This window comes from Nocardia sp. NPDC050630 (assembly GCF_044457245.1).
Lineage (GTDB): Bacteria > Actinomycetota > Actinomycetes > Mycobacteriales > Mycobacteriaceae > Nocardia.
The window spans coordinates 20,570-33,151 of record NZ_JBITGN010000012.1 but is presented as its reverse complement, the minus strand read 5'-3'; the positions used below and the strand labels follow the sequence as shown (position 1 = coordinate 33,151).

The 12,582-nt window shown below is 65.3% G+C and carries 13 protein-coding genes; 3 read left to right on the top strand and 10 right to left on the bottom strand.

Annotated features, from left to right (window positions below):
- Nucleotides 1-52 precede the first annotated feature (52 nt).
- On the top strand, nt 53-1,462 hold the full coding sequence (locus ACIBG0_RS26965) for a PLP-dependent aminotransferase family protein (protein WP_397035924.1): 1,410 nt from the start codon (nt 53-55) through the stop codon (nt 1,460-1,462).
- A 210-nt stretch (nt 1,463-1,672) separates the two neighbouring features.
- On the opposite strand, the gene ACIBG0_RS26960 is transcribed toward ACIBG0_RS26965, so the two are convergent.
- From ACIBG0_RS26960 to ACIBG0_RS26950, 3 genes are read right to left on the bottom strand one after another with little or no spacing between them, the layout of a single operon-like run.
- Nucleotides 1,673-2,065, bottom strand: a complete 393-nt coding sequence (locus ACIBG0_RS26960) for a hypothetical protein (RefSeq protein ID WP_397035922.1) — start codon at nt 2,063-2,065, stop codon at nt 1,673-1,675.
- A complete protein-coding gene (locus ACIBG0_RS26955; RefSeq protein ID WP_397035921.1) occupies nt 2,062-2,328 on the bottom strand; it encodes a hypothetical protein in 267 nt (88 codons plus the stop codon). The genes ACIBG0_RS26960 and ACIBG0_RS26955 overlap by 4 nt, the downstream gene beginning before the upstream one ends.
- A 27-nt stretch (nt 2,329-2,355) precedes the next feature.
- Complete coding sequence (locus tag ACIBG0_RS26950; RefSeq protein WP_397035919.1) at nt 2,356-2,625, bottom strand: hypothetical protein; 270 nt, start codon at nt 2,623-2,625, stop codon at nt 2,356-2,358.
- Between the two features lie 160 nt (nt 2,626-2,785).
- Here ACIBG0_RS26950 and ACIBG0_RS26945 point away from each other — a divergent pair, with 160 nt between their 5' ends.
- Complete coding sequence (locus ACIBG0_RS26945) at nt 2,786-3,664, top strand: helix-turn-helix domain-containing protein (RefSeq protein WP_397035917.1); 879 nt, start codon at nt 2,786-2,788, stop codon at nt 3,662-3,664.
- The gene (locus ACIBG0_RS26940) at nt 3,661-3,873 is read left to right on the top strand and encodes a DUF397 domain-containing protein (RefSeq protein WP_397035915.1); all 213 of its coding nucleotides are present in this window, start codon (nt 3,661-3,663) and stop codon (nt 3,871-3,873) included. The genes ACIBG0_RS26945 and ACIBG0_RS26940 overlap by 4 nt, the downstream gene beginning before the upstream one ends.
- 238 nt (nt 3,874-4,111) lie before the next feature.
- On the opposite strand, the gene ACIBG0_RS26935 is transcribed toward ACIBG0_RS26940, so the two are convergent.
- From ACIBG0_RS26935 to ACIBG0_RS26905, 7 genes are all read right to left on the bottom strand, one after another.
- Nucleotides 4,112-5,500: an MFS transporter gene (locus tag ACIBG0_RS26935; RefSeq protein ID WP_397035914.1), complete on the bottom strand. Its 1,389-nt coding sequence runs from the start codon at nt 5,498-5,500 to the stop codon at nt 4,112-4,114.
- A gap of 49 nt (nt 5,501-5,549) precedes the next feature.
- Nucleotides 5,550-6,236, bottom strand: coding sequence for an SGNH/GDSL hydrolase family protein (locus tag ACIBG0_RS26930; protein ID WP_397035912.1), 687 nt, complete (start codon nt 6,234-6,236; stop codon nt 5,550-5,552).
- 116 nt (nt 6,237-6,352) lie between these two features.
- Complete coding sequence (locus tag ACIBG0_RS26925) at nt 6,353-7,348, bottom strand: RNA polymerase subunit sigma-70 (protein WP_397035910.1); 996 nt, start codon at nt 7,346-7,348, stop codon at nt 6,353-6,355.
- 259 nt (nt 7,349-7,607) lie between these two features.
- Complete coding sequence (locus tag ACIBG0_RS26920; RefSeq protein WP_397035908.1) at nt 7,608-8,600, bottom strand: NADPH:quinone oxidoreductase family protein; 993 nt, start codon at nt 8,598-8,600, stop codon at nt 7,608-7,610.
- A gap of 302 nt (nt 8,601-8,902) precedes the next feature.
- Nucleotides 8,903-9,844: a glucosyl-3-phosphoglycerate synthase gene (locus ACIBG0_RS26915; RefSeq protein ID WP_397035906.1), complete on the bottom strand. Its 942-nt coding sequence runs from the start codon at nt 9,842-9,844 to the stop codon at nt 8,903-8,905.
- Complete coding sequence (gene folP, locus ACIBG0_RS26910; RefSeq protein WP_397035904.1) at nt 9,841-10,725, bottom strand: dihydropteroate synthase; 885 nt, start codon at nt 10,723-10,725, stop codon at nt 9,841-9,843. The genes ACIBG0_RS26915 and folP overlap by 4 nt, the downstream gene beginning before the upstream one ends.
- Before the next feature lie 84 nt (nt 10,726-10,809).
- The gene (locus ACIBG0_RS26905) at nt 10,810-12,579 is read right to left on the bottom strand and encodes a long-chain-acyl-CoA synthetase (protein ID WP_397035902.1); all 1,770 of its coding nucleotides are present in this window, start codon (nt 12,577-12,579) and stop codon (nt 10,810-10,812) included.
- Nucleotides 12,580-12,582 lie beyond the last annotated feature (3 nt).

Genomic DNA, 12,582 nt, shown 5'->3' with positions numbered 1-12,582 from the left:
CGCGGCGGCAGGGTCGTGTCCCTAGAGCCAATTGGGGCAGAATGGTTTGCGTATGGAGCCAATCGAACTTGCCGACCGGCTCGGTCGCTGGTCCGCCGACCGAGGGCCGCTATATCTGCTGTTGGCCGGGCGATTGCGGACGTTGATAGATGACGGTGAGCTGCGGTCGGGCCTGCTGTTGCCGCCCGACCGCAGGCTTGCGAAAGCACTTGCGGTGGGGCGCAGTACGGTCGTGGCGGCCTACGACCTGCTCAGTGTGGAGGGGCGGGTGGTGCGCCGCCAAGGTAGCGGCACCCGGGTAGCGGGGCCGGGAGCGCTCCCGGCCCGGGAGACCACGCACTCTCCGGCCTTTCTGCAGCTGCTCGAACCGGACGCCGATGTCATCGCGCTCGCCTGTGCCGCCCCAGCGACACCGCCGCCCGAGGTGGCTCAGGCGTATCGGCACATCCTGCCCGAACTCGCCGCGGCCGACGGCGACATCGGGTATCGGCCGACCGGACATCCGCTGCTGCGCACGACGATTGCCGATCGATACTCGGCACGTGGCGTGCCGACCGATCCGGAGCAGATTCTCGTCACCGGTGGGGGACAACAGGCGCTGTCCTTGCTCGCCCGCGCGCTGCTGCGGCCCGGCGACCGAGTACTAGTGGAGGCGCCGACCTATCCCGGTGCGCTGGAGGCATTTCGGGAGGTCGCTGCGATACCGCGGACAGGTCCGGTGGGCCTGGGCGCGGTGACCCCGGCGACGCTCGCCTACGTCGTGGCGACATACCAGAACCCCACGGGCGCGGTGCTTCCCGCACTTGCCCGGCGGACACTGATCGAGTCGGCGCGAACCGCCGGGGTGCCGCTGATCGATGATGAGGTGCTGACCGAACTCGGATTCCCGGGGACCGATCCGCCACCACCACCGTTGGCAGCCCTGGACGAGTCCGTGATATCCATCGGTTCGCTCAGCAAGATCGTCTGGGGTGGACTGCGCGTCGGCTGGGTGCGTGCACCGATCCCGGTGATCGCCCGGTTGGCCCGACTGCGCGCCGTGCATGATCTCGGCGGCAACATTCCAGCTCAGTTGGCCGCTGCCTGGTTACTTCGCAATCTGGATCCGCTGCGCGAGCGAATTGTGCAGCAGCGCAAGGAGAGTCACGATCTTCTGGTGGCCGAGCTGACCGAGCGCCTACCGGAATGGGAGGTCCCCACGGTGTCCGGCGGTCAGACACTGTGGATTCGGCTGCCCCACGGGGACGGCACTTCGTTCGCTCAGCGCGCCCTGCGGCACGGTGTCGCGATCCTGCCCGGCGCCGGCCTCGACGCCTCCGGCGGCAGCATCGATTATATCCGAATCAGCTTCGTCGCCGATCCCGGCAGCCTACGCGAGGCCGTACGCCGCTTGGCCGAGGCATGGCGAAGCTACGACCCACCTGACCAGCCCGCTCCAGCAGCACCACCACTCGCTGTCTAGACCGATTCTCATATCGTTTCGACTTGTTCGTGCTGATGCACGCCATTCGGCATAGAGGTTCACGTCACCGATGAGCGGTCAGCGGACCCATGCCGACTCGCTGACTCCAGCAACCTGTAATCGGTGACAACTACGGTCTACATCGCCCGCCGAAGGCCCTGCCCGACCTGCAACTGACAACCAAGTGCCGTCGTCACGTCGACGCACGCGTTATGCAGAGGAGGCATCTGGCGGTTCAGCGGCCCAGTCGGTCACTGCGGTGGCGAACCGAGTCATCAGCTCGATCGGTAGCTGCTTCGCCGGACCGGGCGGAATGTGTCCCGAAGCACCTGGAACCCGTTGCGGCAAAGGGCTACCCGCCGCGCACAGCGATGTCGTGGAATCGGTGGCCCGACGGGTGAGCCATTGGTCGAGCCGGTTCAGAGCGCCGCTGCAAACAATCGAGTCCGATGCGTCGACAAGGTTCCAGCCGTACGGTGGATTGGGTTCGCGCTCGACACGATAGCCAGGACCGGCGGCATTCTCGATGGCGCGCAACCACTCTCGTATCGAAGGCAGTTCATTCGCATGCCGCTCGTCGCCCGGCGTCTTATCCGCGTTCACTGCGGGAACCTGACCAAGACCGAGCGCCGGTACCTGGGAAACAGTTCCGTCCACATGTCGTGGCGTACCGCGTCCCAGAGCCGCGCCAGCTTCGGCCACTGCTCCCGCGCTCGAGCCAGATCCGGATACGAACTCGGGCCGAACGTGACGATCGGCAGAGGCTCAGATGTGTTGTGTACGTTCATGATTTCAACCTGTCGTAGGTGATTCAGTCGCCAGGTGGCCTGTACGCCGTCGATCTCGGTCCGATGGATCTCGTGCATCTCGCCCTCCCACGTCTGCCTGTCGAGCTATCGGTTGACCCTTGCCGTTGCCGTGCCATACTCAGATCCCTTTGCCGCCAATGTGTTTCGTCCTAGGCGCGTGATCTCGTATCGACCGCGCCGGGCTCCGGCGACGATCAGATTCCGCCTGGCGAGGTTCGCCACGGTTTGGCGGGTCGTCCACGCGGTGAGACTCGCGGAAATCTTGATCTGCCGTTCGGTGAGCATTCCGCCGCAGCTCAGCGCCCGCAGGACGCGCGCTTGCGGCACCGAGAGGCTTCCTTCTTGCTGGGCCATGGAGATATGTTGCTGCGAGCGGGCAGTCAAGGCGCCCCAAAACGGGCGGCCCGATTAAGGTCGGCCGTTCACCAAGGGGTTGGACCGGTCAACGCGAACGTAAGGCCCGAAACGGGCCGCAAACGAGGACCAAAACGGGTGGAGCAGGGGAAAGGGAGCGATGGCGAGGGATGATCAGCGCAGTACAACCCTGGTGCGTCGGCAACTTGGGCGGCTACTCAAAGAGGCGCGCGAGGGTGCTGGTCTGACGCAGGAGCAGGCCGGGCGGCTACTGGAGATGGGCAAGGCAACGGTTGGCCGCCTCGAGAAAGGCGAGAACGACAAGGTCAAACAGCGCGATGTGGATGCGATCGGCAATGTGTACGGCCTGCCTCCGGAAAAGATTGCAGAACTGAAAGCCCTTGCGGCACAAACGGCTACAAAGCCGTGGTGGCAGGCATCTCGGCACCTGATCTATCCCGGATACAACACCTATCTCGGACTCGAGGCCGGGGCCTCACAGCTGCAGTTCTACCAACCACTGATCGTCCCGGGAATTTTGCAGACCCCCGACTATGCGAGAGCTATCGAACAGCCGTATCGCCCGACCGATACGCCCGCCGACGTTGAAACACGTGTAGCGCTGCGAATGCAGCGCGCAGCCGTGCTGACCCGCCGGTACAAACCGGCACGCGCAGAGTTCGTACTACATGAGAATGTCCTGCATACAGTCGTGGGATCCCGAGATGTAATGGCCGGGGTGTGCCGACACCTCGCCGACATGAGTACGCGGGAGAACGTCAGCATCCGTATCGTGCCGTATATGGCGGGAAACCCCACGCACACGGTTCCAACGCCGTACATCATCATCGACTTTCCGCCTGAAAGCCGTGAGCCTTCGGTCGTCTACACCGAGACCACGACAGGGACAATGATTTTCGAGGAAGAAGCGGACTTGAAAGAGTTCCGTGACATTCACGAAACCCTCGAGCGTGCTGCGCTAGGGGAGCAAGAATCGAAAGATCGTCTCCGGACGATAGCAAGGAGATACAAGCCGTGACCATCGACACCACCGGCGCACAGTGGTTCAAATCAAGCTTTAGCAGCGGCAAGGAAGCGTGTGTGGAAGTCGCTTGGCTGGCGGCCGGATACGTCGGGGTCCGTGACTCCAAGAACCCGACAGGTCCAGCTCTCGTCCTCACGCCCGGCGAATGGGACGCTTTCATGGCAGGTCTACAAGATGGGGAATTCAACCGGCCCGACGCTTAGTGCCGCGTCCGGGTAGCTTCTGCCGCATCGCGACTCGGTTCGGAGGGTTCCGTCGAACGCAGTCGAATGGTGGTCGCCCGCGCCGCACCGACCGCCGCATCACTAAGCACGGCGAGCCGGAACTGGTGGCGCAGGAAGGTATCTGGACGAGGGCACTGCCCTCGATCGACAGCGAGCGGCCCTATTTCGGGACAGGGCCGCTCGCCGTATCTCTCGGTATAGCGGCGCGGGGACCTGATCAGGTCTGGTCCGCTGGGCGCTTCGGCAGCAGGAAGACGACAATGCCCGCTATGACAGCGATGACGAATGTCCCGAAGGACGCGACCGCGAAGGCGTGGCCCGCGGCGGCGACCCTGCCGACTGCCGCGGGATGAAATGAGCTGAAGTAGACCGCGCCGATAATGGCTACGCCTACTGCTCCCCCACACTGCTGAGCAGTGGACAACGCCCCGGACGCGACACCGGCCGACTCCGGCTCGACGCGGCTCAGCACCGTGTTGAGCGCCGGGGTGATGACCAGTCCGCCACCGACGCTCTGCAGAACGAGGGTGGGGATCACCAGCAATGGAGTGATTCGCGGGCCGGACATCAGCAGGAGCCCGGTCGCCAGGTAACCGCTCGCCAGTATGATCGCCCCGATTTCCAGGACCCGTCGTCCATATTTCGGGATGGTCCGGCTCGCTACCATGCTGAATACGAAAAACGCGATGGCTGCGGGCGTGTAGACCAGCCCCGCCCCGAGCGCCGACATATCGAGGCCTTGCTGCATCGTCACCGACAAGGCCAGGTAATACGAGTAGATCAGCGCGTACAGGGCCAGGACGAGAATGATCCCGAGCGAGAACGAGCGCTGTCTGAACAGCGTCAGCGGTACCAACGGATCTCCGTCCCGCCGTTCCAGGTCCCGCTCGATCGCGACGAATAGGCCGAACGCGACCGCGCTGCCCGCGAAGCAAGCCCAGACCCACCATGGCCAGCCTGCCTCCTGTCCCTGGATCAGCGGGAGCACCAGGAGGAACAGTGCCGCGCTGAGCACCAGGACGCCGGGCATGTCCAGCTTGCGGGTGGCGGCTGAGCCTGTCTGCGGCAGGTATCGCACGGCTAGCACGAGCATGACGATTCCGATCGGCACATTCACCCAGAACACCAGTCGCCACCCGGAGTCGAACAGATTGGCGCCGATCAGCAGTCCGCCGATGACCTGGCCGCCGATGGTGGCCATACCGATGACGATGCCGAGCACGCCGTATACGCCGTGCCGCCGCGCCTCGGGCACCAGCACCGTGACGTACGCGAACACCTGGGGAACCATCAGGGCAGCTCCGAGGCCCTGGATGACACGCGCGGCGATAAGGCTGCCTGCGTTCGGTGACAGCGCGCACGCGACTGACGACAGCGTGAACAGAGCTACCCCGAGAAGGAAAATCCGCTTGCGGCCGTACAGGTCGGCCAGGCGCGTAGCGGTAATGATGAAGACCGCGTAACTCAGCTGATAACCCGCCAGAACCCACTGGATATCACCGGAAGAGGCATGCAGGTCCGTCACGATAGAAGGGTCGGCGACCACGACGATGAATGAGTCGAGGACAGCAATGAATAGGGCGGTCAAGACAATCGATATCGTCATCCATGGAATCGCGTCGGCTTCCACTACCGGCTGGATAGCTGACCGCTGACTACTTGCCATGAGAAGAAGCCTCTTTCACTAGGGAATCAGCCAGCTTTTTGACCACCTCGGCCGCCATCACGGCCTGGCCCGAGGTCGAGAAGTGGATTCGATCCGCGCTGAGCAGGTTGTCGCGGTCGTTGATGGGGTGATCCCACATGTCCACCACGAGGGCGTCGTATTCGGCAGCGAGCTTTCGCACGATCTCGTTGACCGCCGCAACGCGCTCCGGCCAGTCAGGGAAGACCGGGACGATATATGCCCTTCCGAGGGTGAACGTCGTCAGCAGAGCGCCGGTCCCCTTCGCCAGGTCGTACATCTGCCGAAGCGTTCGCTCGATCTCACCGAAATCCGGCCTGCGCCGCACGATGTCGTTGGCCCCGCATGGCAGGTGGAGCAGGTCCGGAGAGAACTCGAGCATGCGGGCCGCCTGGTTCTCGAGCGTCTGTGCGGTTGTTGCCCCGATCTCGGAGACATTGAGGTACTCCAGATCCGGACGGACCGCAAGTAAGAGCTCAGCAACCCGGTCTGACCAGCCCCGATCCTGGTAGCCCGGGGTTTGATCGCCGGTTCCCGCCGAAAGGCTGTCGCCGATAACGGCATACCTGCCCCACGGGGCTCCGGTCAGCAATGCCACGGCATCCGCGTGGTCGAGGCAGAACGGGTCGTTCGACTCGGTGAAGGTGTGTTGTGCCATTCGCAAGAGAATACGGTCGACCGTATGTTTTCTCAAGCGTTCGCGCGCATCGTTAAGTCGCGGACAATCTCATGGAGATCGGAAGGTGTTGGAACTCAATGCCATTCGGTTCGAGTTCAGTGTGCGAGCGCGTCGGGGAAGCCGAACATCGCGACCAGCGCCGGATCGTGGAGCGCGATCACGCGGGAGACTCCGGTAGAAGTTGCGGCCAGCACCACGATGCCGTTTGCGCGGAACGCACCGTCGGCGTCGCGGTAGTAGATGACGGCGGCGGGCTGGCCATTGGCCGTGGTGGCCAGCATCCGCCAGCTACCCGGCGCGCCGAGCACGTACGCGTCGAGCACATGGATGCAATTCATCCGGCCCACGTACCACTCGCGGAATGGCGTCGCCTCCAGCGTGGCGTCGGTGCGCAGCACTTGTTCCAGTAGACCAGCATCGGCGCGTTCGAAGGCTGCGATGTAGCCGTCGAGTAGCGCACGTGCCCGCTGGTCGGTTGGTTCGAGTAGTTCCTCGGGCTCCGGCTCCAGTTCGTCCAGCCGGGCGCGGGCGCGCTGCAGACCGCTCTTGACCGCCGCGGTAGTGGTGCCGAGGATCTCCGCGGTTTCGGCCGCGGAGAATGCCATTACCTCACGCAGGATGAGGATCGCACGCTGGCGGGCGGGTAAGTGCTGCAGGCTGGCGATTAGCGCCAGCCGTAGCGACTCGCGCGCGATCACCGCCGCGGCCGGATCATCAGCGGGTGGGGCGAGCCACCCGTCCGGCATCGGTTCCAGCCACGAAACATCTTCCGGCGCAACGTGACTCGGCGGGCGATCGGGTCCATCGTAAGGACCTGCCAGGCCCGAGGGCAGCACCCGGATCCGGCGCGGCCGCAACGCCGTCAGACAGACGTTGGTGGCGATCTTGTAGAGCCATGACCGAATCGAGGCGCGGCCCTCGAATCCGGCATAAGACCGCCACGCTCGAAGATAGGTTTCCTGAACCAGGTCCTCCGCGTCGTGGGCCGAGCCGACCATGCGGTAGCAGTGCGCCAGCAGCTCCCGGCGGAACCGCTCGGTTTCGGCGGCGAACCGGTCCTTGTTCGCCGCCTCCAGCGCATCCGCTGTCATGCCGCGAGTTTAGGTCGCCGCCAGGCGAGCGGACTCGCGATGGCATCCAAGTCATCCGCCGATAGGCGGTTGCCTCGCGGCGTCCGCTCGTGGTCCGTCGCCGGAGCCATCAATCGCTTGCGATACCGCTCAACCATTGCCGTGGATTGCCCGCTCGCCATGCGCTGCTCCTTATCCCGATCGCTCCCGCCGCTCGGGACCGTCACCCAGTACGACCGAGACGCTATTGCGAAGGAATCGAAGCCCAGCTCAGCGGCTGTCAGGGCAGCAGTGCCAGTTTGCCGGTCGTAGCGCGGGTTTCGAGTTGCGCGAGGACCTTCGGGCCGTCGGACAAGTCGTAGGCGGTGGGCCGAGCGGGGGCGAGCACGCCGGTGGCGATGAGTGCGGACAGCTCACCCATGAGCTCGCCGAAGATCTGCGGTGCGGCCTGGCTCAGCACGCCGATGTTGAGGCCGATGATGGTGACCTGGTGTTTGTACACCAGCTCCCAGTTGGTGATCGCGGCTTCACCGCCTGCGACGCCGTACACGACAATCCGGCCGATGACCCGCTTGGCCGCGGCCAGGCTGGCGTCGAAGGTGGCGCCGCCGGCGGACTCGAGCACCAGGTCGGCACCGAGGCCGTCGGTCCGCTTCAGTACCTCGGCGGCGAGATCGTCGGCGCGGGAGTCCAGGACGTGATCGGCCCCGAGTGCCCGCACAGTCTCGTGCTTGCCCGGCGCGGCCGTGGCGATGACCGTCGCACCGTAGTGCTTGGCCATGGTCACCGCGGCTTGGCCGGTCGCGCCCGCCGCGGCGTGGATCAGCACGGTCTCTCCCGCGGCGATGCGGCCCAGCGGCCGGAGTGCGGCCAGTGCGGTCGGCCAGTTCACGACCAGGCCCAGCGCCTGCTCGGCGCTCCAGTCCATCGGTACCGGCACCGCCGCGGCCGCGGGCAGGAGCATGTACTCGGCGAAAGCGCCGTCGCCGACGCCGATAACGCGGGCACCCGGCTGCGGGCCGGTCACCGCCTCGCCCACCGCCACGACCTCTCCCGCCGCCTCGAAACCCGCCAGATACGGTGGCTGTGGGCCGCCGAGGAAGGTGCCGTAGGCCCTCGAGATATCGGCGAAGTTGACGCCAGCGGCATCGACCCGGATCAGGATCTCGCCTGGGCCGGGCCCCGGTATCGGCGCGTCGATGATCAAACGCATATCCTGCGGACCCATCAGGGAGGTCTGCTGCAGGGCGCGCATAGTGCTGGGAATTCGCACAGCAATCAACTCTCTTTCTCGGCTTGCCTCGTCGCGGTCGGTGCCGCACCGTCGACATGTAGACCTCGGCCAACTCGGAAAGGAATCGGCGGCCGCAGGGAGCTGTTCGGATCGGCCGCAGCTCGGCAGCCTGCGGACGAGGTTCGCTGAGTGCGGCTACCGAAGGGTGTTCAGCTCGTCGGCGAACAGGAGGGCGGGGTCGAGCCAAATCCTCCTGAAACGACACGATCGTCGCAACCTCTCACATCGAGAGTGTTGCGACGACCGCGTGAACCCGAGCTCGGCCGGGGTTCGTCGTTATTTCAGGCTGCGGCCCAGGCGGGGCGCAGTGTATTCATCGGCGGACGATCGGCGAGGGAGACCTCCGTGCTGTGCGCGGTGAAAGCATCGCCGATCAGCGGGAATTGGGTCAGGGCGGCGCCGGAGTCCTGGACACCGCTGCGGCCGAGGACGGTGCCGAGGATTTGGCGGCTCATTACGCCCAGGTCGGCGAGTGGGCGGTTGCGGTGGGTGCGCACGCCGAGATTCACCTGGCCGATCGCGGATAGACCGAGGCGGTCGTAGGTGTCGAGGAGCAAGCCGATCTCCACGCCGTAGCCGGGGGCGAACGGTACCGAGGTGAGCAGTTCACGGGTGCCCGCGTATTCACCGCCGAGCGGCTGCAGCACCTGCGACAGTCCCGGACGCAATGCGGCGAGCAGCGGACGGGCCACGAGTTCGGTGACGCGACCGCCGCCGTGGGCGTCGACGGCACCGGCCTGCCGCAGCGGCCTGCGATAGTAGGCCTTCACCAGATGCATATCGTCGACCAGTAGCAGCGGCCCGAGCAGCTTCGGCACGAATGCGGGATCCGGGTCGATGAGATCGGAATCGACGAAGGCAATGACATCGCCGCTGGTTACCGCCAGCGATCGCCACAGCACCTCACCCTTGCCCGGCATCGGATCGAGTTCGGGGACGGCCTGTTCGCGACTGATCACCTCGGCACCCGCGGCCAGCGCGCGTTCGGCGGTGGCATCGGTCGATCCGGAATCGAGCACGATCAGCTCGTCGACCAGGTTGCCGAGCAGCGGTCGAATGCTGGCTACCACATCGGCGACGGTGTTCTCTTCGTTCAGCGCGGGCAGCACCACCGAAACGGTGCGTCCGCGCTTGGCGGCGATCAGTCCCTCGACCGTCCAGTCCGGGGTGTCCCAGGTATTCGTCGTCGCCCAGAGCGGGCTGTCGTGGTGGTGGAAATTCATACCAGACCTCGCAGGGTTCGTGCGGGGGGCCGGATGCCCTGTATCGCGGCGATCATGTCCACGACGCGCCGGGTATCGGCGACCTCGTGCACTCGGAAGACTCGGGCGCCGGCGGCCGCCGACCATGCCGTTGCTGCCAATGTGCCCTCCAACCGTTCGGATAGACCGACACCTAAAGTCTCCCCGATGAAATCCTTGTTGCTGAGCGCCATCAAGACTGGCCATCCGGTATTTACAAGAACGTCTATTCCTCGCAACAACTCGAGCCCGTGGTAAGTGTTCTTGCCGAAATCATGGGTCGGATCGATCAGAATCGAATCCTTGCGAACCCCGGCGGCGAGTGCGTCTTCAGCGGCCCGCTGCACGGTCCGGGTTACTTCGGCCACCACGTCGGCGTAGCGCACCCGATGCGGACGGGTGCGCGGAACAGCCCCACCGGTATGGCTGCACACGATGCCGACGCCGCGATCGGCGGCCACGTGCACCAAATCCGGATCGGCGCCCGCCCACGTATCGTTGATCAGGTCCGCACCCGCCGTGACGGCCGCCTCGGCCACCTCGGCGCGCCAAGTATCGATGCTGATCAGTAGCTCCGGATACTTCTCCCGAATCGCCGCCACGAACGGGACCACCCGGCGAGCCTCTTCCGCCGCATCGACCACAGTCCCCGGCCCGGCCTTGACCCCGCCGATATCGACCAGATCGGTGCCCTCGTCGACGGCCCGCGCGACCGCGTCCATGGCTGCCGCATCGGTGAAGGTCGCACCCCGGTCGTAGAAGGAATCGGGCGTGCGGTTGACGATGGCCATCACCAACGCCCGATCCGTCGCCACCGGCTTGCCGCATAGGGTGGGAAGCGGCGCTGCGGTGGGGCTGAACATGCACCCGACTGTATCTCCCCCGCCTCCCCGGGTTACTTAGGCCATATAAGTAAGTGCGGTGCCGGCCCCAGGCGTGGCGTGTTGTCAATTCTTGGGCGCGCGGGCCGCGGCGACGTCGGCGGCGTATTCGTCGTAGGCCGGGACGTAGCCGTCGGTGCGACCGGCGAGCACATACAGCTGGCCCTCGGCGTCGGATTCGTAGCCCTGCTTGCGGAGTTCAACCTTGCGGCTCTTGAACGTCGAGGTCTGTTCGAGTTCGGCGACGACCCGAATGAACAGCGGGACCGCATAGCCGGGCAACCTGGAGTAGGCCAGTTCGGCGAGCGCGCGGCCATCGAATTCGGCATCCGGGTGCAGCGTCACCGCCGCCATCCCCGCCTTGCCGTCGGTGCCTGGGATATCCACACCGAATACGACCGCCTGCGAGATCGCGTCGGATTCGGCGAGCACACCCTCGACCTCGGTGGTCGCGACATTCTCGCCCTTCCAACGGAACGTATCGCCGAGCCGATCGACGAACGCGATGTGATGCCAGCCCTGATCGCGGACCAGATCGCCGGTGTCGAACCAGACATCGCCGTCGGTGAAGCCGTCGCGAACCAGCTTCGCCTCCGAGGCGGCCTTATCGGTGTAGCCGTCGGCGGGCGAACGATCGGTGACCTTCGCCAGCAGCAGACCGACCCCGCCGCGCGGCACCCGGCGCAACCGACCGTCCTTGTCGCGTTTGGCCTTTCCGGTCGCATCGTCGTATTCCACGATGGCATAGGGCAGCGGTCCGAAGCCCGCGGTGCGATCCACACCGAAGGCATTCACGAAGGCGATATTCACCTCGCTGGCACCGTAGAACTCCACGATCCGGCCGATGCCGAAACGGCTCTTGAACTCGTCCCACAGCTCCGGCCGCAGACCATTGCCGACCGCGAGCCGCACCCGATGCTGCCGATCGGTCGGCTTGGCGGGCTGATTGACCAGGTAGCGGCAGAGTTCACCGATGTAGATGAATGCGGTCGCCTGCTCCCGGATGATCTCGTCCCAGAACCGGGAGGCGGAGAACTGCCTGCCGAGTACGAAGGTGCCGCCCGCGGCCAGCACCGATGACAACGCGACGGTCAGTGCGTTGTTGTGATAGAGCGGCAGGCAGCAGTACAGAGAGTCGTTGCCGTGCAGGCGAATTCCGAGTCCACCGAGTCCGGACATGCTCTTGGTCCAGCGCAGATGGGTCATCACGCTGGCCTTGGGCAGGCCGGTGGTACCGGAGGTGAAGATCAGGAAGGCGCGTTCCTTGGCGGTGATCTGCGCGCAACTCGACGGATCGGCCGGGTCGGCGTCTTCGGCCGCCTTGTGCAGCTCTTGCGAAAAGAGCACGTTGGCAAGTGGTTCGGCGAGTGAGTCGAGTGCCGCCTGGCACTCTTCGCCGACTACGTTGAGCACGCTGTCGAGCAGTCCGAAGCTGTGCGCAAGCACCTGGTCACGCTGGTGGTGGTTCAGCAGGCCGACCGTCGCACCGAGTTTCACGGTGGCCAGCACCACGAACAGCGTTTCCGGGCGATTGGTCATCAGCACGCCGACCACGTCACCGCGCTGCACGCCACGGTCGGCCAGCACCCGCGCGTAACGATTCACCTGGGCGTTGGCGGCGCGGTAGCTGAAGGTTTCGCCCTCGCACTTCAGGAACGGCCGGTCCGGATGCCGGTGCGCGTTGCGTTGGAAATACAGACCGACCGAGGACTTGTCATCCGGCCCCACCAGCATGCCCAGCGCGCCGCGCAGCATGGACGGTGCGTCCAATGCCATGGGCGGCAACCGCTTCGCGATATCGAATAGGCTGACCTTCGGGCGGGCCGCGGTGCTCACTGC

Coding starts and splice junctions, on each gene's coding strand:
- ACIBG0_RS26955 (WP_397035921.1), bottom strand. CDS start 2,328: ATGCACGAGATCCATCGGACCGAGATCGACGGCGTACAGGCCACCTGG.
- ACIBG0_RS26915 (WP_397035906.1), bottom strand. CDS start 9,844: ATGAATTTCCACCACCACGACAGCCCGCTCTGGGCGACGACGAATACC.
- folP (WP_397035904.1), bottom strand. CDS start 10,725: ATGTTCAGCCCCACCGCAGCGCCGCTTCCCACCCTATGCGGCAAGCCG.
- ACIBG0_RS26935 (WP_397035914.1), bottom strand. CDS start 5,500: ATGACGATATCGATTGTCTTGACCGCCCTATTCATTGCTGTCCTCGAC.
- ACIBG0_RS26950 (WP_397035919.1), bottom strand. CDS start 2,625: ATGGCCCAGCAAGAAGGAAGCCTCTCGGTGCCGCAAGCGCGCGTCCTG.
- ACIBG0_RS26930 (WP_397035912.1), bottom strand. CDS start 6,236: ATGGCACAACACACCTTCACCGAGTCGAACGACCCGTTCTGCCTCGAC.
- ACIBG0_RS26925 (WP_397035910.1), bottom strand. CDS start 7,348: ATGACAGCGGATGCGCTGGAGGCGGCGAACAAGGACCGGTTCGCCGCC.
- ACIBG0_RS26945 (WP_397035917.1), top strand. CDS start 2,786: ATGGCGAGGGATGATCAGCGCAGTACAACCCTGGTGCGTCGGCAACTT.
- ACIBG0_RS26965 (WP_397035924.1), top strand. CDS start 53: ATGGAGCCAATCGAACTTGCCGACCGGCTCGGTCGCTGGTCCGCCGAC.